The organism is Parendozoicomonas sp. 2304DJ65-17, assembly GCF_058148445.1.
Map to the genome: position 1 here is coordinate 220218 of NZ_JBYVJV010000006.1, position 19065 is coordinate 239282.

12 protein-coding genes and 1 pseudogene are annotated in these 19065 nt (G+C 45.4%); 9 read left to right on the forward strand and 4 right to left on the reverse strand.

Translation table 11 applies throughout. From position 1 onward, the window contains the following. Position 1 precedes the first annotated feature (1 nt). From ACY2RR_RS16260 to ACY2RR_RS16300, 9 genes and pseudogenes are all read left to right on the forward strand, one after another. A pseudogene (locus ACY2RR_RS16260) lies at positions 2–457 on the forward strand (TniQ family protein); the annotation flags it as partial. Between the two features lie 273 nt (positions 458–730). Further along, positions 731–1522 carry a TnsD family Tn7-like transposition protein gene (locus ACY2RR_RS16265; RefSeq protein ID WP_490109329.1) on the forward strand — a complete coding sequence of 264 codons (792 nt, stop codon included), beginning with the start codon at positions 731–733 and terminating at the stop codon, positions 1520–1522. Next, positions 1503–3119: a Tn7-like element transposition protein TnsE gene (locus ACY2RR_RS16270; RefSeq protein ID WP_490109222.1), complete on the forward strand. Its 1617-nt coding sequence runs from the start codon at positions 1503–1505 to the stop codon at positions 3117–3119. The genes ACY2RR_RS16265 and ACY2RR_RS16270 overlap by 20 nt, the downstream gene beginning before the upstream one ends. 185 nt (positions 3120–3304) lie before the next feature. Continuing rightward, positions 3305–6835: a type I restriction-modification system endonuclease gene (gene hsdR, locus ACY2RR_RS16275; RefSeq protein ID WP_490109223.1), complete on the forward strand. Its 3531-nt coding sequence runs from the start codon at positions 3305–3307 to the stop codon at positions 6833–6835. Positions 6836–6942: 107 nt separating this feature from the next. Then, positions 6943–8559 carry a class I SAM-dependent DNA methyltransferase gene (locus tag ACY2RR_RS16280; RefSeq protein ID WP_490109224.1) on the forward strand — a complete coding sequence of 539 codons (1617 nt, stop codon included), beginning with the start codon at positions 6943–6945 and terminating at the stop codon, positions 8557–8559. Then, positions 8559–9878: a restriction endonuclease subunit S gene (locus ACY2RR_RS16285; protein ID WP_490109330.1), complete on the forward strand. Its 1320-nt coding sequence runs from the start codon at positions 8559–8561 to the stop codon at positions 9876–9878. The genes ACY2RR_RS16280 and ACY2RR_RS16285 overlap by 1 nt, the downstream gene beginning before the upstream one ends. Then, complete coding sequence (locus ACY2RR_RS16290) at positions 9879–11576, forward strand: AAA family ATPase (protein ID WP_490109225.1); 1698 nt, start codon at positions 9879–9881, stop codon at positions 11574–11576. Beyond that, positions 11576–12694, forward strand: a complete 1119-nt coding sequence (locus ACY2RR_RS16295; protein ID WP_490109226.1) for a hypothetical protein — start codon at positions 11576–11578, stop codon at positions 12692–12694. The genes ACY2RR_RS16290 and ACY2RR_RS16295 overlap by 1 nt, the downstream gene beginning before the upstream one ends. Before the next feature lie 2 nt (positions 12695–12696). Continuing rightward, a complete protein-coding gene (locus tag ACY2RR_RS16300; protein WP_490109227.1) occupies positions 12697–13743 on the forward strand; it encodes a restriction endonuclease in 1047 nt (348 codons plus the stop codon). Between the two features lie 7 nt (positions 13744–13750). Here ACY2RR_RS16300 and ACY2RR_RS16305 read toward each other — a convergent pair whose 3' ends face one another. The 4 genes from ACY2RR_RS16305 to ACY2RR_RS16320 form a co-directional block, all read right to left on the reverse strand. Then, positions 13751–14851: an SAVED domain-containing protein gene (locus ACY2RR_RS16305; RefSeq protein WP_490109228.1), complete on the reverse strand. Its 1101-nt coding sequence runs from the start codon at positions 14849–14851 to the stop codon at positions 13751–13753. After that, complete coding sequence (locus tag ACY2RR_RS16310; RefSeq protein WP_490109229.1) at positions 14848–17073, reverse strand: ThiF family adenylyltransferase; 2226 nt, start codon at positions 17071–17073, stop codon at positions 14848–14850. The genes ACY2RR_RS16305 and ACY2RR_RS16310 overlap by 4 nt, the downstream gene beginning before the upstream one ends. A 1-nt stretch (position 17074) precedes the next feature. Further along, positions 17075–18169, reverse strand: a complete 1095-nt coding sequence (locus tag ACY2RR_RS16315) for a cyclic GMP-AMP synthase DncV-like nucleotidyltransferase (RefSeq protein WP_490109230.1) — start codon at positions 18167–18169, stop codon at positions 17075–17077. A gap of 172 nt (positions 18170–18341) precedes the next feature. Next, positions 18342–19055, reverse strand: a complete 714-nt coding sequence (locus ACY2RR_RS16320) for an NUDIX hydrolase (protein WP_490109231.1) — start codon at positions 19053–19055, stop codon at positions 18342–18344. Positions 19056–19065 lie beyond the last annotated feature (10 nt).

Consider the following 19065-nt stretch of genomic DNA (forward strand, 5'->3'; position numbering starts at 1 on the left):
AATGCTCAACTTTCCACTGCCGTATCCAAATGAATTGATCTACAGCACAGTTGCGAGAGCTGGGGTAAGGCTTGGGGTTGTAAGCCCGAAGTCCCTGCTTGATGAAATCTTCGGCGATAGAAAAGTTATAGCAACTTTGGATCTGCCAAATCAATTGAATTGCATCGTTGACCGACTGCCTCCAAGTTTTAATGTAGAGAAGATCGCATATCAACATACTCTGCTGCCTGTTTATGCCCCTTTCACCAGTGAAGAACGCAGACAACAGTGTTTACGATGGATGGCATCCTGCTCACAAGGAGCTGTTCATCTTATGTTGGGTGTAGCCGCATCAAGAGTTAAACAAACAGAGAACATCCGATACTGCCCACAATGTCTTGAGAGGCAGCGACAAATATATGGCGAGTATTATTGGGACCGACGGTGGCAATTGGCAGGTGCTAATTGCTGTTTGGAGCATGGGTGCCTCAAAGCTGCTCTATTACCTAGGCATGGATATCACCGGCACCAATTTTTTCCTGCGTCTCCTCAAAATAGTGAAGAGGGAGTTGGACTATCTGCGAGAAAGCAAGACATAGCTGTTGCTTGCCAAGTGAACGATTTACTTTCTTCTGAACCAGCTCGGTCTCCATCATTTAGGCAATGGAGCATATTTTATAGGAAAGCTGCTGTACAAGCAGATTGTTGTCGAGGAAGACAAATACAGTACGGAGCCATCAGGGAGAGGGTTGTGCAGTACTGGTCCTCCGAGTGGCTCCGCTATCATGGTCTTCAAGTTACTGATAGCCAGTGCTGTTGGCTAAGAAACATATTCCGCAAACACCGCAAGTCATTCAGTTATCTTGAGCATACCGTTGCTCTTTCCCCTTTCATGCCGGAGAAGTGGCGTTTGACTGATATTGTTCGTGAAGTTGGGGGCATTTCAGTCTGTGAGGCAACTCATGAAAGACAAAAAACTGCAATGTTTGTAACGGAAGAAATCAGTCAGAAACGGCGGTGTTGGCAAGATCTGGTCATTAAAGCTGGCCCCAAGAACGCAAGACGAAGAAATGGGTCTCTATATGCATGGCTATACCGGAACGATAAGCCGTGGCTCCTAGACGAGAATAAACGAAATAGAATACAGCGGGACCAGTGTGTTTCTAAAGTAGACTGGCAAAGAAGAGATAGAAACACAGTCAGAGCGCTCATGGCTCTACGTGATGAATATGAAGTAGTGCTGAATTGTCCAAGAAGGTCGAAGAACTGGTATCTTTCTAAACTCAAAAATACTGCATCAGTCGAGAAAAATCAGGAAAAGCTTCCTCTCGTCCGTGCTTTTTTTCAGCATTATTGCGAGGACTCATCGGATTACCAGATACGAAGGGTTACCAACATGTTAATCCGTTTTCGATATCCCATACACAGACCAGCGCGATGGCAACTCTTGCGTGCTTCGGGGTTAAGTGATGAGCGCCTGACTAGAGTAACAGAGCATTTTTTACAGGAAGTTTTAAATTACAATGCAGGGAATAAAGTTTGATCTCATTAAGCCAGACACGGTTGTTAAAGAACTTGGTAGGCTTTTCCGCAGATTAGACGGGCATCAATGGGGTATTTCGCTTGGGCTTTCTCCCCCTCAAAGTAAAAAAGCTTTGAGAGTTTCAAATGTGCCGGTGCTCGCAAGGAGAAGAGTTCTTAACCCCAGTCAGGAGGTCAAACAGGCAGGATATAAGCAAGAATTTACGATCACTGACACCAGTAGCTGGCAAGTGAGAACCATCGCTGATTGTCCGCTATGGAAAAACGCTGGGTTTTATGAAAAAGATCAGCTGTGTTTTGTATTCGAGACGGATACGGGCCTTACTGTTTTTTTACCACAACTCGAGCTTGCCAGATCTCTGTTTCTGCATGATGGCTATTTATCTCGTACAGCACTCGAGCCAGACTGTTTGAAGGCTGAGTTTGATATATCTAATGATACAGAACATAACAAGGCTACTGTTAATGTTATGCCTTCTTCAGGGTACCCCCTGAAATCATTTAATGACCCTGAAACGAGGCGCATACTAAGCTGGATTCTTGTTGATCCTGAAGCCAGAGCTTCTTTCGAGAGTATTGGGCAACACCAAAAAATTAATGGCTACGATGCCAGTGGGCATAGATTTTGGAACTTCCAGTTTCGTCCGCCTTTACTACCCAAAGCACGTTTCGCAGTCAGGGGGCAGTACAATCACCACCTCAAAACTGTCTTTATCTATGAAATAGAGGCGATACGTGACATCAAAGTAGATATGCCTGCATTGGTTGAGTTCTATCATCCGAAGTTTCAAGAGGTGGTAAATAGCTCTGGTAATACAACAGGTAAAAGCCAGTATGAAAAAAGTGAAATGGGCAAATTGCAGGAGCAAGATGCTCGTAGTGATGATTCGCGAGATCTGCTTCAGGCCCCAGTTGTTGAGTTTGAATTCTCAAGCGGTTTCGTAACAAAGAAAATTGCCAGGAAGTCACGGCAGAGCTCGGCAGGTCGAAAGGTTGAAGATGATGAGACATCACCAAGCACTCTTGATGCTAGCGTTGATGAGGGCACGGCAATTGGCTCGTTAAGAGGGGTTGAGTGGGATACTGTCAGTGATACTACAAATGATGCTCATTTATACCTCGATAAGTTCAGCGCATTTATGAAAATGCTTGAACTTTTGAAAGCTGAATATGGATGCACAGTTCAAAAGCCTGAAATTAGAAAGCTCCCTGCACTTGAGCGTTGTACCAAGCACCTGATGAAACCTGAATACACCCCTCGTTGTTGGGTGATCTCTAGCGTGCAATGTGGAGGTAGGTATTTCCATATGTTGGAAGTTGATACATCCGATGCAGCTAAAGCACTCTCTACTCAACTAATCAGGCTGACTCCATATGCCGAATGGAACCAGCAAATTACTACAGAGATAGAGCATGGCCTATTGAAGCAATCACTGCGTTGGCCAACAAGTACCTTTATGAGGGTAGCTGGTAAAGGTGGATACAAGGGCATTCCTCACCCCAAAACAAAAAGTGATGTGCATGATGGGTTAAGCCCTGAATCCATAAAAATCTGGGCACAACGTGTACATCGCTGGATGACTGTTGGGCACTCTTGAACGGTGAGACCAGCCTCTATAACGGCAGTTGGAAAATAACTAGCAAAGTTATACAGAGATCACTGCTGCAACACATACGGCCAATGCCGTAGAATGCAAATTGACCGACATTTCCTTTATCTTCCGGCAGCATAGGAAAGTTCATTCAGCCCAAGGGTTGTACGTATTACCAGGGAGACAGCAGCATGGCAGCAGATCATAACGCCCAGCTATCAAATTTCCACTTTCTTGCTGAACATGATTCTCTTTTTGTTGAGCTTGCAACTGCGGCTGAGCGGTCATTCTCCAGTGACCCCAATACAACTCTTTTCAAACTCCGACAGCTCGGTGAAGCTTTAGCCCAGGATATAGCTGTACGGGTTGATATTGAGTTTGAGGAAAAAACAACACAAGCTGACCTTCTCTATAACCTGACCCGTGAGCTCCGATTCAGCCCTGAAGTCCGTCAGTTGTTTCACGCTCTTCGCATGAATGGTAACGATGCTGTTCATCAGTTCAGAACCAGTCATAAAGAGGCACTCGCCGGATTGAAGATAGCTAGAGAGCTGGCTATTTGGTATCACCAATCCTTCGGTAAGCAGGGTGTTAAATTTAAAGCTGGTGCATTTCAGCGTCCGTCAGACCCCAGTGAACAGCATCGCCACCTGGTTGAAGAAGTTGAAAAACTCAAAAGTGAACTGACAGAGGCCAACATACAGTTGGATTCCAGCCAACAGCTCAATGATCTGGTCAAGAAAGAGAAAAGCGAATACCAAGCTCTAGCTTTGCTTATGGATGAAGAATCCAAACAGCAGTCCGAGCAAGCTAAAGCTCACGAGCAAGAGCTGATTAAGCAACAGGAGACGTATGAAGCCAAACTGGCAGAGCTCCAGAAGCAGATAAAAGAACAGTCAGATAAGGTTCGCTCCACCCAGCGCAAGAAGGTGGCTAAAAACACCCAGAATGCCAGTAAGAGCATTATTCTAAGCGAGGAGCTTACTCGCATATTGATCGACCAGTCACTCTCGGAAGCGGGCTGGGAAACAGACACCCAAGAGCTAACCTGGAAGAAAGGTGCGAGACCCGAGAAGGGTAAAAACAAAGCCATTGCCGAATGGCCCACACTGTATCAAGGAAAGAAAGGTCGTGCAGACTATGTGTTATTTCTTGGCCTTACTCCTATAGCCATAGTTGAAGCCAAAAAAGAGAACACAGACGTCGCTGGAAAAATCCCCCAAGCTGAACGGTACAGTAAAGGTTTTAAATTAGAATCGCCTTTGACAGGCGCGTGGGAACTGGCTGGTCGGACAATTGCGTGGCCTGATGATGAAGATGGGCATTACCAGATACCTTTCGTCTATTCCTGTAATGGACGTCCTTACATCAAACAGCTGGAAACACAGTCCGGCACATGGTTTCGTGATGTACGTCAGCCCAGTAATCTTTCGAAAGCCCTTCACGGTTTCCATTCTCCTGATGGCCTCTCTGATCTTCTGAAACGTAGCAAAGAAGAGTCAGAAAAAAAGTTGCAGCAAGAAGGTTTCAGTTATTTGCGGTTACGGGATTATCAAATAAAAGCTATTAAGGCTGTAGAAAGCACGTTAGCGAAAGATATTCGTATCGCTCTTCTGGCCATGGCCACAGGCACCGGTAAAACCCGAACCATTATTGGTTTAATGTACCGTTTCCTTAAAACTGAACGTTTCAAAAGAATTCTGTTCCTGGTAGACAGAACAGCACTGGGTGACCAGGCGCTGGACAGTTTTAAAGAAGCACCACTGGAGCAGAACCAAAGCCTGTCAAAAATCTACAACATTGCCGAACTAGGTGATATGGCAGCGGAGGCGGAAACCCGTATACAAGTTGCTACTGTGCAGGCCATGGTGCAACGCATTTTTGCATCTGATAACCCTCCGTCTGTGGATAGCTTTGACTGCATCATCGTCGATGAAGCGCACCGTGGTTATACCCTTGATCAAGAAATGACAGAGGGAGAAATATCCACAAGAGACTCGAGCCAATATCTCTCCAGCTATCGCAGAGCTCTGGATTATTTTGATGCCGTCAAAATTGGACTTACAGCCACTCCCGCAAAGCATACCAGTGAGATATTTGGGCGCCCCGTCTACACATATTCCTATCGGGAAGCCGTGGCCGATGATTGGCTCATCGACCATGAACCACCCATACGTTACATCACGGAGCAGACCGAGAAAGGAATCCAGTTTAAAAAAGGTGAGACTGTTTCTGCCATAGACACCCAAACAGGTGAGGTCGTAACAGAGGAGCTGGAAGACGAGATGAGTTTTGATGTCGATGCTTTCAATCGCAAAGTCATAACACCCGGCTTCAATAAAGCTATCTGCGAACAGTTAGCTCAAGAGCTGGTGCCATCCGGCCCGGAAAAAACCATGATTTTCTGTGTGACTGATCGACACGCAGACATGGTAAAAGAGCAGTTGGACAAAGAGTTTGAAGCGCTTTACGGAAATAAATACAAGCAAGCTGCCGTCGCAAAAATTACTGGCCAGAGTGATGAAGTAGCCAAGCTCATTCGCCGCTATAAAAATGAAACTAAGCCGAACATTGCCATCACCGTTGACCTCCTGAGTACTGGCATAGACGTTCCGAAAATCTGCAATATCGTGTTCCTGAGACGGGTAAAATCCCGCATCTTGTATGAACAGATGGTGGGGCGCGCCACTCGCCGCTGCGATGAAATAGGCAAGACCGTATTCCGTATTTATGACCCGGTTGATATCTATGCAGCTTTGAGTGAAGTCAGCACTATGAAACCTCTGGTGAAAAACCCCAATATCACCATGGAACAGCTGGTCGATGAGCTGACCGATCAAAACAAGTTGGAAACGGCACTGAGCAGTCCCGGGGAGCAGGAAGGGGAGAGCCAGGCTGATGCTGTATTAAGCCAGCTTGGGCAGAAACTCATGCGTGTGCTGCGTAAGGCTGAGAAGAGGGCCGAAAACAATCCTGAACTAAAGAGCAAGCTGAATGAGTTGCAAGAGCTCTGGGGTGTTGAACCTAAAAAGCTGCATACCCATCTACGTTCTCTTGGGCCTCGTAAAGCTTCGGAATTTATTAATCGTCATTCAGGGCTGTTAAACCAGATGGATGAGGTGTCCAACATGATTGGCTCTGAGTACAGGCCCATCATTGCACCGGGCCTCGATCAGGTAAAAGAGCGAACTCAAAGTTACGGTGAACATCAACGGCCGGAAGACTACCTTGAGAGTTTCAATGATTTCATCAAACAACAGCTTAACGAATCCGTCGCGCTAGCAGTTGTTGTCAACAGACCTCGTGACCTTACCAGGCAGGGGCTTAAGGATATTAAACTCTTACTGGATGAGGCCGGATACTCAGAGGCTAAACTGAAAGCAGCCGTGCGTAACCAGACCAATCAGGATATAGCCGCTAGCATTCTCGGCCATATTCGCAAGGCAGCTTTGGGAGAGGCACTTATCTCATTCGAGCAGAGAGTGTTCAGTGCTATGGATAAGATTTATGCCAGTCATCCATGGAGCCCTGTACAAAGAGAGTGGTTAAACAGACTTGCGAAACAGCTTGTACATGAAGTGATCATTGACCAACAGTTTGTTAATGAACGGTTCTCCGATGATGGTGGCGCGAAACAACTGAACAACATTCTGGGAGAGCGGCTCAACCTTGTGCTAGAGCAGCTGAACGATGAAGTCTGGGCGGTACGTGGGGTTGGTTGATACTCGGTTCCGCGGCTTTGTCCTATACCTATCTTCGCTTTATTCATGAATAATGGCGGCATACTTCTTTTATAACGCAGGGCTTCACCACGGCCCTGGAGAACACCATGACTAATGACAATATCGTTCAGAAACTCTGGAATCTCTGTGATGTGCTCCGTGACGATGGTATCAATTACTCGGATTATGTCACCGAGCTGGTGTTGTTGCTGTTTATCAAAATGGCCCACGAGAACACCGAAGCAGGCACACTACAGAATCACCTGCTGCCTAAGGGGCATCGCTGGACAGATTTGAAGGATATATCCGGCATTAATCTGTTGGAAAGCTACCGGCAAATACTTCTAAATCTCTCGTCAGGCAAAGATGCGCAAGGTGAACAGATTCACACCGATCCGCTGATTACTGCTATTTATGCCGATGCTCAAACCCGACTGCGGGAACCTCGTCATCTGGAACAGATGATCAAATCTCTGGACAAGATCAACTGGTTCGATGCCCAGAAAGACGGTCTGGGTAATCTCTATGAAGGCTTGCTACAAAAGAACGCCAACGAAACCAAGTCCGGTGCCGGACAATATTTCACTCCCCGTCCTTTAATTGATTCCATGGTGCGTTGCATTAAGCCTCAGGCTGGAGAAACAATTCAAGATCCTGCGGCGGGTACCGCGGGCTTTCTAATCGCGGCAGATCAGTACATAAAAAAACAGACTGACAAACTTTATGACCTTTCTTCCAAAGCTCGACGTTTCCAAAAAAATGAAGCTTTTATAGGCGTCGAACTGGTGCCATCAACCCGTCGTTTATCACTCATGAACTGCCTGCTCCACGGCATGGAAGGCGATGCAGACGGTGTCGTGCACTTGGGTAATGCTCTCGGTAAAGCAGGTTCCGATTTGCCTGCTGCCGACATCATTCTGGCCAACCCGCCCTTTGGTACCAGTAAAGGTGGTGAAGCGTCTATTACTCGTGATGACCTCACCTACCCAACCAGCAACAAACAACTGGCCTTTCTGCAACATATCTACCGCAACCTCAAACCCGGTGGTAGGGCTGCGGTGGTATTGCCAGATAATGTATTGTTTGAAAGCGGTACTGGCACAGATGTACGACAAGACTTAATGAACAAGTGCAACCTGCACACCATCCTGAGATTACCTACAGGTATCTTTTATGCTGCGGGTGTGAAGACTAACGTATTGTTCTTCACCAAAGGATCACCAGAGAAAAAGTTTCAAGAAGAGAACTGCACCAAAAACGTATGGGTCTATGACCTGCGAACCAATATGCCCAATTTCGGTAAGCGAACACCCTTTGGTGAAGCTCAACTGAAGCCCTTCGAGAAGGTGTTTGGGAAGAAACCTGATGGCACTAGCAAGCGCACTGAAGGTGAGTGGAGCTTCAATGCGGAAGAGATTGAGCTGGACAGCACCGATGAAAATCAAGATGTCGATAACAAACTTGCTCACAGTCGCTGGCGTTGTTTCTCTCGAAAATGGATTGCTGAACATAAATCTGATTCTCTCGATATCAGCTGGCTGAAAGATACGGACAGCGTAGATGCTGAAAACCTGCCTGAACCCGGTGTGCTGGCTGGAGAAGCTATGGGTGAGCTGGTGCAGGCGTTGGGTGAGCTGGATAGCTTGATGCGGGAGCTGGGTGAAGGCAAAGCGGCTGATGGGCAGAAGACATTGATTGGTGAAGTTTTGGGTGGGGTTGAGTGATGACGGAAATAATACCCCAGCAATGGGCTATGTCCAGCATTGGTGAAGTTGCTCTTAATACTAACAACCTTAGAAAGCCAATATCGCTGGCAAAACGAGCTGAGATAAAAGGAAGTTACCCTTACTTTGGAGCCACTGGGCAAATTGATTCGTTAAATGACTTCACTCATGAGGGAGAGCATATTCTCATAGGTGAAGATGGGGCTAATCTACTGTCAAAGTCGAAGCCACTGGCATTTATAGTTGGTGGTAAATACTGGGTTAACAATCATGCTCATGCACTAAAAACGTTGGGTGGAATGCCATGCACGTATATTTCTTTATATGTGAATTCTTTGGATTTAAAACCATGGATAACTGGATCTGCTCAGCCAAAACTGAATAAGGGGAATTTGGATGCTATCCCTGTTCCAGTTCCACCATTAGCTGAACAACAAATCATCGCCCAAAAGCTCGGCACTCTACTGGCACAGGTAGAAAACACCAAAGTTTGCCTTGAACGCACCCGCGAAACTATGAAGCGTTTCCGTCAATCGGTACTGGCTGCCGCTGTGAGTGGGAAGCTGACGGATTGTTCAACATGTATTCCTGAAAGTGACTATGTGAAGTTCGAGGATATATTAAAAAACAAAAAGCAGCTGTCCTACGGGGTTTTGAAACCCGGTAATTATGATAAAAATGGTGTCCCTATGATCAGGGTAATGGATGTAGGGAAATGGGGTGAGCTTAATAATACTGATATATTTAAAATTTCAGCGCAGTTGTCTAATGAATTCAAAAGAACGGTTGTTGAGGCTGGTGATATTGTTCTTTCTGTAATGGCAACAATCGGAAGGGCAGTTATCATTCCTCCGGAACTGGCTGGAGCGAACGTTAACCGAGCTTTAGCCGTTATAAAACTATCAGAGCAGGTTTTGCCGAAATTCATTTTACTGCAGATTTTATCTCCCGCTTTTCAACAAGCTTTTGTGGAAAAACAGATAGGCTCGGCGCAGCGACGAATAAACTTATCGGATCTTAGGTTGTTTAATTTATGGTTACCAAATAAGTCGATTCAAGCCGAAATCGTTCGCAGAGTAGAACAACTCTTCACACACGCCGACACCATCGACAAACAAACCGAAGCCGCACTGGCCCGGGTGAATAACCTCACTCAATCTATCCTCGCCAAAGCCTTCCGGGGCGAACTGACCGAACAGTGGCGTAAGGATAACCCAGAGTTAATCAGTGGTGAGAACTCCGCTGAAGCACTACTGGAGAAAATCAAGGCAGAGCGTGTTGCGCTCAAACCTAAAAAACGTTCACGGAAGACAGCGTAAATGAAGTTACTGTCACTCACTCTGGATGGCCAGTACAAAGGGTTGAAAGACCAGCACTTCGACTTTAGCCAGACTCAGGGCAATATCCTTGCACTGATTGGTTTGAATGGCTCGGGTAAGTCTCAGCTGTTAGAGGTGATTTCTGAGATCTTTGCATATCTGGAACGTTGGCAAAGACAGGATTTTAAGGTTCGTTCTTGGTTTGATAACTTATCAACTGCATTGGTTTACTCAATTCAGCCCTATGACTCAGAGGATTCAGAGAACAGCTATGAAGTCCGAATAGAGCACAACGGCAGAATTGCTTGGTGGAAAGATGGAAACATTCCTCAAGGGTCAGATAGTTTGCCTTTACCAAGCCATATTATTGGTTACTCATCAGGCCTGAATGAGAATCTACAACGATCCTTTATGAAAAATAGCATTCAGTATATGGACGCAATGAATGCTAAACGTTTATGGGAAACTCGCTTAGCCACAATAAAAGAAAATTTTGACGAAAAAGAAAGACACCTTACGGAAGCAGATTTGGTGTTGGGTGACCGTCAAATCGAAGAGGCTTATAGCTATTACCAAAAACGCTACCCAGGTATATTCCCTGAACAAGGCGGTGATTTTAGGATCACAGAAAACCCTGAAGCAGGGCTTCGAGCTACGCCTGTGCCCATGATGAAATACTTTGATCATGACAGCACGGGGTTGCTATTGACTAGCTTGGGAGGCTGGGGGAGTCATGAAGCGACCGAAGTCTTTGGCGCCGAACAACGGTTTGATCATATCAGCTCTGCAAAGCTTAGGTACGATTTAAGAAAATTTACACATGATGCTGGAGCACTGCTGGATATAGCCAAACTGATAAGGTGTGTTGGAGGTATTGATAGCCAACATTTCAAAGCGTTATCAGATAAAACGTCTTCGGATGTTTATAATCAGTTTGAATTAGATTACTTAGCGGGTGAAATCACGCTCGATTTTTCTAATGATAATTTATGTGAAGAGATAAGCAGTTCTTTTTTCGAACCAATCATTCTGTTTGAAAAGCTATTTCGTATCCAAATGTTAGGTGCTGAATTCTGGAATGGAGAAATGAAACGCTCTTTAAGACAAGATAGTTTTATTGGCAATGTGAAGAAACCACAAAAGTGGAAGGCCCCTTTACAATTGGTTTCTCTATGTTTGGGTAGTGAAGGCGGATCTCCAATATCCTTTGAGGATATCTCAGATGGTGAAGCTCAACTGTTACAGGTTTTGTCTGCGGGCGTCGTTTTCAGAGACAGTCGAACACTCTTTCTTTTAGATGAGCCAGAAACGCACCTTAACCCATCATGGCGTACGCACTTCCATAGCTACCTTGATAGGTCAATAAATAAAAACGTGCAGAATTCAAAGGTACAAGTTTTTGTGTCTACTCATTCGCCGTTTATGGTTTCGTCTTTGAAAAAGGAGAATGTTTTTCAATTCAGGAAGAGTGAAGATCTCATAGTTATTATGTCTCCAGTTGCTAACCAGACTTATGGCGCTTCATTTGATGTTTTGACAAAAGAATATTTCAATCTTCACTCGTTGATCTCTCACAGTGTCATTGATGAAATCCGTGAGCAGCTGAAAAAGGGTGATGATCATGCTCGTGAATGGATAGAGGAAAACTTGGGGCTCTCTGCTGAAAAGGCTTATTTGATAAGGAAGTTGAGTCACTAATGCTGTTCACTCTTTCACAAAGCACCCCCAGCTTTGAAGTTTTCGAAGAACTCAATGCAGAGCTGTTATTTTTTTTACAGAGCTCTATCGGTGATGGGGAGTTTCGCCGCGAATTATTTCGCCCCGGGGCTGTTGGGCAGGCTTGCTGGGATAATGCAAAAGAGAACAATTCTCGCGCAGAAAAAAACCTTACCCGTGATAAATTTCGTTTGTTGTTTATTGAAATTCAATTACTTGATACTGCACAACGACAGAGAGTGTTCGATGTATGTAATGCTCATCAAAACTTAGAACAATTTTTTCAGAATCCACATCCACACTTTCTTTCTGGGATCCCTTCAAGGGTGAGAAGTGAGCTTAAGGTAGTTTCCTCTCATCTTTATACATCAACGAAGGGCTTGCAGGGTGTGATAAATGCATGCTCAGGCATTAATATAAATGATCATTTTCAGGCGTTTGTGGAATCTAATGGTCGAGTATGCAAGGCATGTGGGATGCAACTATTAAACACTTACCGAGCGAATGTCAGCGAGTCTGAGCAGTGGAGATCAGATTATGACCATCAACTATGTCAATCTAAATATTCGATTTTTGCAGTTCACCCATATAACCTGATTCCACTTTGTGATGTTTGCAACCAAGATGCAAAAAAGGCGAAGAATATATTTCTTGATCATCAAGGGAACCAGCGACCTTCTTTTTATCCCTACACTGAATCAAGCTATCAGTATGTTGATATTCAGGTTGATTTGCTTCGAGATCCACATCCTACAGTATCCGTTGTATGGGTATCCCAAGATGCGGCTATTAGACAAAAGCTCGATACTTGGAACCAAGTCTATGAGATAAAAAACTTGGTGGAGGGGCAGTTCAGAAATTTATCGGAAATTCTTATTGATGAAATTCGTTTTCAAGATTTTGAGCATTTGCGACTAAGGGTAGAGGAAGAGGCTAGCCCTCCATCAATGGGGACCCTCACAAGGCGAGAATGGAAGTTCTGGTACCATAAACTCTTTGCATGCCTCAACCAGTTAGACCTGAGACCATTTTGGGAGAGTGCGAGTTTCACGGCCGCTCGTGGTAATGAGTCTGCTGATTATACTCTGAGGAGAAACTAAGCATGGCAGTTTGGCTCGTCAGAGCTGGTGCGCAGGGCCAGTATGAGCAAAAGTTTTTGCTGGAAAATCGCATCTACCTGACATGGGATGACCTTAACTTCCCTCTGGATAGCCTTCATGAGCGTAGTGAGTTAATTGCCCACCTGGGTGAACTCTATGGAGATGAGAAGCCGAAGCGGTTGATCAACCATGCCAGTCAGATCTGGCCTTTTGCTCATGCTATGAAGCAGGGAGACAGAGTAGTACTGCCTTCTAAGACACAGCCTGTCGTCTATGTGGGCAAGGTTATGTCTGATTACCAGCATCAGCCTGACGCAGATAACCCCTATTTTCATTGGCGTTCCGTTGAGTGGGAAGCCAATGGTGTGCCTCGCTCTCATTTCTCTCAGGATTTGCTCTACAGCTTTGGCGCGTTTATGACGGTATGTCGCGTAAAGCGGAATAATGCTGAGCAGCGGTTGGAAGATATGGCTCGCTCTGGCTGGGAGCCTGAAACACAAAAACATATTATTAAGTCCGCAGCGCCAGTAACAGATAATGACGATGATGCCAGTGACGAAAATGCAGATACCAATCTGGAAGAGTTGGCTCATGCTCAGATCGTCAAGCTTATCGAAGCCAAATTCAAAGGACATAACCTGACTCGACTGGTAACCGCGATTCTGGAAGCTCAGGGATATACCTGCTGGCAAAGCCCGGAAGGAGCCGATGGTGGTGCGGATATCCTGGCCGGAGATGGCCCTATGGGATTTGGGAGTCAGCGCATTTGTATTGAGGTGAAATCCGGTGATGGTTTGGTTGATCGTCCTACCGTGGATAAGTTGATGGGAGCCATGACCAAATTTAACGCCACCCAAGGACTGTTTGTAGCTTGGGGTGGTTTTAAAGGCAATGTTCAAAAGGAGCTGGCATCCAGCTTTTTCAGAGTTCGGCTTTGGACTCAGCATGATCTGCTCGAACAGCTGTTTCTTCACTACGAGAAGTTGGATGATGAGATCAAAGCTGAGTTACCTCTTAAGAGAGTTTGGACTCTGGCTATGGTTGATTAACTGCAGTTCAAGTCGTCGTAGTTTCCAATTGGCGGGTGGTGTTGGTTTCTATGCACTGACTGTTTAGCTTTACGCCAGACCTTGAAAGTTCGAGAGACCAGTCGTATGCGTTCACGTCAGGGTTAAAGTTATGAATCACCCAGTTTTTCTGGGTGCCTTCCTGGAACCTTCTACCCAGTTCAATAGCAAAGGTTGATTGAACTGAAAGAAAAAGGTGAACCCTCCTGCAACCGGGTAAAGCTGATAACTGGTCAATCCATTGGCATATTTCGCCGCTCAAGCGACAAAGGTTTTCCTGATTCTTAATCAGGTTTCTGCCATGGCCTGTGCCGGGAAGCAAAATCGTAGTGTGGTCTTGCAGTTCTATAGGTAGCTGTTCAACAGTAATGGGAGTGGTAAATCCAGCGGCTAGGGCTATATCACCATCGTCGTTGATTTGAGTGACGAGTTGCACCTCGTTAAATGAAATATCTTCATCAGAGTCATTTAACAGCGACCAACGGCCATCTCTGCGAAAGCGATCGAAGTACAGGACCTCACTGGAGATATTGCGTAGAAATGCCCCGTAAGCCACCAAGAAAGGGATTCTGGCTAATCCACCTATGTATAACCGCTGACCTTTGTCATGAAGGATAAAGCGCTTAAAGGTATCGGCTTCGAGTTCAGCGTTGTAACGCCTGGTTTGTTGTTTGAAATCCTCTATATGCCCCTGAGGGATACCAAGGGTAATCGCCTCCCGACAGAACTCTTTCTCTGTGGGGTCAAGTATCTCATCAGGGAAATCATTCGATGTACCTGGCAAAGAAGAGATAAAGACCTTGGCTGTATGTCGCATTTTCATATTCCATTCAGAATAAATCAGCAGTGACCCCACAGCGGCTAAGCCGATACTTACGAATACAGAGTAGAGGGAAGCTTGCTGGGCCGTCAGCTCCAGTGAGTCTATAAGATAGCCATTGGTGAAATTGATCTTAAAGACCCCCAGTGAGAAAGCAGTACCTGCCAGAGCCAGTGTGCAGAGTTTTGCCCCCCATAAGGTTCGGGGATATGCGGTTCGTCTAAATTTGAGGAAGGTGAGAAATAACCACTTTATTCTGTTCCATATCATACTTTGCTGCTGGCCTCTGAGCTGGTTGGTTCCAGTTCAATAATTTTGTCATCCATAGCGGTATAAACAGCTGTTTTCAAACGACCAACAACAATGAAAAACAGTTGTCTCTCATGGTTTTCCTGGTCGTGTGTTTGCCAGTCAACCGTGTCGGGAAGTGATGGTTCGGGGAAATCCTGAGGATGAGAATGCCAGGTACCCAAATAGCCCAATATATGATCTGAACCTTCAAAAGCAGTGTCTACCTCCCTTTGGTGAGCAGGAGCATCTAGGTGAAAGCGAGCTCTTTGGCGGATGTCTGTTTTCCTGGGAGTTGTCAGCTGATGAATGCAGGTTTCACCGTTACTTGTATTAAAACCGATCAGCAATCCTGCGGCTTCAGTCATGTCGGGCGATGTCTGTCTATAGGACCTTAACTTCTTTTCTATCGACTGAGGAATGCGTAACCGTGTAGAGCTATGACTGTACTCTTTATGCTCACTCGGGTTGCATACATCGCAGAGAGGATGGAGTAATGGGAGCTTTTTGAGTGAAGCGTGAAAGCTGTTGAAACGAGGAGTGAATTTTAAGCCTGCGTTTTCTGCATCTGACTCATCCCCCTTCCAGCTGACTTTTGTTGATGATGTCACTTGCCCGTTCAAGAAGCGGATGCCTAGATCTGCGGCCATGACCGCTGTCTGGGTTGAACTGACAGCCCCATAAGGGATAAACATTTCTCCGCAACCAGCATGGTTTTTAACTATGTTCTGGTTTGCAGCTAGAAAATTCAGGTTCGATGCCAGTCCACGGGTACCTGTTTCTGGTTCTACATAAGCACAACGCAGGCAGCCACTAGCGTCAGGCAAATCTAATACTGCATGCCCTCCTACTCCATAACCTTCAAGCCAAGTGTAAATTACCGGTGTCTTAACCCGAGTTTGAGTTATGTGCTCGTGGAATAACCTTTCATGCGTTGGAGCGCCAATAGCAACAACTACCAGATCATACGGTGACAGTAACTTTTCAACCCTCAGGCTGAGCAGGGAGAACGGAAGACCTGTTGCTTTTACCCAAGGGTATTTTTTTATGAGCTGTTTGGCTACAGATGTTGATTTGAGTTGATATATAGAAGACTGATCAAGAGTATGACGATAAGTGTTGGAGGGAGTGAATATATCGATATCCGATATATCTATATGACCAACCCCAGCAGCTCCTAACTTATGGGCCAGCTCACTGCCAACTGATCCACTTCCAACCAGAAGGACATGCTTATTTGTAAGAGGGCTTTCTGCTCCGCTGCGAGGCATTAGCCGATCTTTGTTGAAAGAATCGACATGAAATGGAGCCACTTTCCAGCCTGACATTTTTTCAAGGGTACTTGGAAAGGACCTTCTCTGGTCTCGGTAGAGTCGAACACCAAGCCAACTCGTTCCAGATGGCGTAGGGAGATTGAGCACAAGCCAAAACTCTTTGGCTCTTGGGCCCCACAGCTCTGTCTTTATACTTCTCTTCGTTGCTTCAGCGACTTTATCCAAGGCATCAGCCAGCCAACGCTTCAAAGATGATTCCGTTTCTGGAAAACTGGTCTCAACCTCTTTCAGAGGAATAACGAAGCAGAGGCCGCTGGCTGGTTGCTTTCTCTTTTCTTTAGAGAAATAAGCTGCTATTTCTGAGCCTTCACCATTGCACGGTAAAGCCACATAAGATGCAGGGATGGAAAATTTGCGGTGCCTAGACAATGGTAAATATAGTTCTAACCGCTGAAAGTCATAGCCATTGGAGGAACAGAACAGGTACTTGCTAACATTGCCATACAAGTGCTCTGTGCTCTTCTGCCAGTTCGTAAGGAACTCTCTTTTCAGCTCTTCCTGATTGAAATCTGAATCCTCAAGCAAAGACTTCAGCAGGTTGATGTGGCGACAAATAGACTCTTCAAAGGCCAGTTCCGGACGTTCAAAATTAACTGAAACAGAGTCTAGGTGATTGACACATATGTACCCATATCCACTGTAGACACTGGAAGGTAATACATGTGCCAGCGAGCCATAGTCTTTATGGTTCTTCAGATAAAACTGGGGCAGCTGACTCAGCTCATCCGTGCAAACATGAACAAGTGATATAAGTTTATCTGCTGCTTCGAAAGTGACAGATAGCGCATCTTTATCATGAAGCAAGGCAGGCTCTACATAATATTCACTACTTAAAAAGTGCTGAAAAATCGCTTCGTAATTTAAAGACAAATCAGGCTCCTTGTGAGGTTCCTGACGCACCTGCTGATGAAAACAACGCAGCACCTGCTGCTATAGATGAAGCTTTTTTCTTATCACTCGCTTCTGGAACGATGAAGTCATCACCAAAAACCATGTTTAATAGAGTGCACTGCTTGATTTCACAGCTTTCATCAATGGCTTTCTGAAGTTCGGTCTGAAGCCTGGTCAACTTGTTTTTAAACTGTTCACCCAGGTTTAAGTCGCTGCCTGATTCAGTTTCACCGCCGGTGATCTTATGCTGGAAAATATCCCGTCGAGGAGTTTTCGGTAGTTTCGTGTACACCCGATAATTTTCAGTAAATAAGGGAGCACGGAGGTAGCTGTCATCAAGAATACCATCAACGGCAGCCTTTAGAGCGACTAAGTCATCCTTTGTCTCACTGGTAAACCAACCTGGTTTGTACTGCTCTTTCAGCATGATCGTGAGCCCGATAGAGAACAGTTTTTTTCCAGTTTCTTCGTTGAAATTGAAGTCTCTCCAACGCTTCATATACCGGACTAAGCGCTTGTACTGTTTGCCCTTATCAAGAGAGCCTGCCCCATAACTATCCACATTTTTAATCCACTCGATCAGTCCTCTGGGATCTGAGGGGGACCACTCTTTGTTATTTTGATCAGAGCCAACTTTACCAACTGCAAGGTGATAGACATCATCACCGAAAACATCCTCGCCTTTTTTGTAAACGGTATAATCAATGTGCAAGTTGATGCTCTGGTAGTCAGCCGTTATGCAAGGCTTTTTAATTTTCGGATCCTTGAAGTTTCTGTCTTCAAGCACCTTTAATACAACTTTCTTTGGTTCAATCGGGTCTTCTGGAGCCTTACTGGCATCAATAACAAGTGCACGATCAATATCGTAGTCACCTTCAAGGCTATTGATCGCTGTATCGACAGCAAAAGAACCCTGCAAAAAAGTCTCGGTAACTGGATAACCAGCTTCTTTGAATGCTTTTTTTATTTCGCTGAGGATACTCTCGTCCTTGTCCTTGGCTTTTTTATATCCAGGTGATCGTCTGGTGAGATAAATCTTTTTATCGAACCGATCAAAGTGTTTTTGTATTGCCATTTTCCCTTAGCCTTACAGTCAGTCGAATGACCATAAGTTGGGGTCTTTCATGGTGTTTTCAATGATGATTTTTTTATGAACAGGAAAAGCGTCGTTTAGTTACTGATTTGAACCTTCTAGTCGCTTGGGTATAGCCGTAGAAGGTTCTTTTTATATTGGAGGGGGGAGGGGATTACAGCTCTAAATTACGTAAGAATTTAAACTCACCAGCTGTTTTTTTCATTTTGTATATAGCTGCAGGCCGGCCCCCTTCGGAGCGTTTTGCCCCCGTATCTTCCAGCAATTCTGCTTGTTCAATACGCCGTCTGAACGATTTTTTTTGCAGAGGCTTTCCAATTAAAACCTCATGGACGTGTTGCAGCTCTGGCAAAGTGAATATTTCAGGAAGCGTATAGGCTGGCACGATGGAGTACAGTGCTTTTTGCCTGAGTCTTTCTCGCCCTGCAGCGATAATGTCCTGGTGATCAAAGGCCAACGAAAGAGTGTCCAGTTTATCCAAGCCCACCCACTGCACATCACTGACGGTATTAATATGGGATGCACAGGACTGATGAGCGACCAGAGCTGTGTAGGTAACTGTAACAGACCAGCCTCGCTTATCCCGCCCTTGGCCACTGAAAGTAGCCAGTTGCTCCAGATAAGGAGGAGTCACCCCCGTCTTTTCAATGAGCTTGCGGAGAATGGTTTCCTGCAAGTTTTTGTCTGTTTCCTCATTCACAAACCCGCCCGGTAAGGCCCATTTTCCATATTCCGGGTGGTTGGATCGTTTGACCAGAAGAACCTTGACCTCCTCCTCATGATAGGTAAACAGCACAGCATCAGCCGTTAGCAGTGGGGCATTGAAGTCGGCTTTATTGTAGCTGGCAAGGAATTCTTCTTCGTTCATAGCTGTGCTT

What these genes read in the sequence shown, in the direction of transcription:
- ACY2RR_RS16270 (WP_490109222.1), top strand. Translation starts at nt 1,503, where the DNA reads ATGCAGGGAATAAAGTTTGATCTCATTAAGCCAGACACGGTTGTTAAA.
- hsdR (WP_490109223.1), top strand. Translation starts at nt 3,305, where the DNA reads ATGGCAGCAGATCATAACGCCCAGCTATCAAATTTCCACTTTCTTGCT.
- ACY2RR_RS16280 (WP_490109224.1), top strand. Translation starts at nt 6,943, where the DNA reads ATGACTAATGACAATATCGTTCAGAAACTCTGGAATCTCTGTGATGTG.
- ACY2RR_RS16285 (WP_490109330.1), top strand. Translation starts at nt 8,559, where the DNA reads ATGACGGAAATAATACCCCAGCAATGGGCTATGTCCAGCATTGGTGAA.
- ACY2RR_RS16290 (WP_490109225.1), top strand. Translation starts at nt 9,879, where the DNA reads ATGAAGTTACTGTCACTCACTCTGGATGGCCAGTACAAAGGGTTGAAA.
- ACY2RR_RS16295 (WP_490109226.1), top strand. Translation starts at nt 11,576, where the DNA reads ATGCTGTTCACTCTTTCACAAAGCACCCCCAGCTTTGAAGTTTTCGAA.
- ACY2RR_RS16300 (WP_490109227.1), top strand. Translation starts at nt 12,697, where the DNA reads ATGGCAGTTTGGCTCGTCAGAGCTGGTGCGCAGGGCCAGTATGAGCAA.
- ACY2RR_RS16305 (WP_490109228.1), bottom strand. Translation starts at nt 14,851, where the DNA reads ATGATATGGAACAGAATAAAGTGGTTATTTCTCACCTTCCTCAAATTT.
- ACY2RR_RS16315 (WP_490109230.1), bottom strand. Translation starts at nt 18,169, where the DNA reads ATGGCAATACAAAAACACTTTGATCGGTTCGATAAAAAGATTTATCTC.
- ACY2RR_RS16320 (WP_490109231.1), bottom strand. Translation starts at nt 19,055, where the DNA reads ATGAACGAAGAAGAATTCCTTGCCAGCTACAATAAAGCCGACTTCAAT.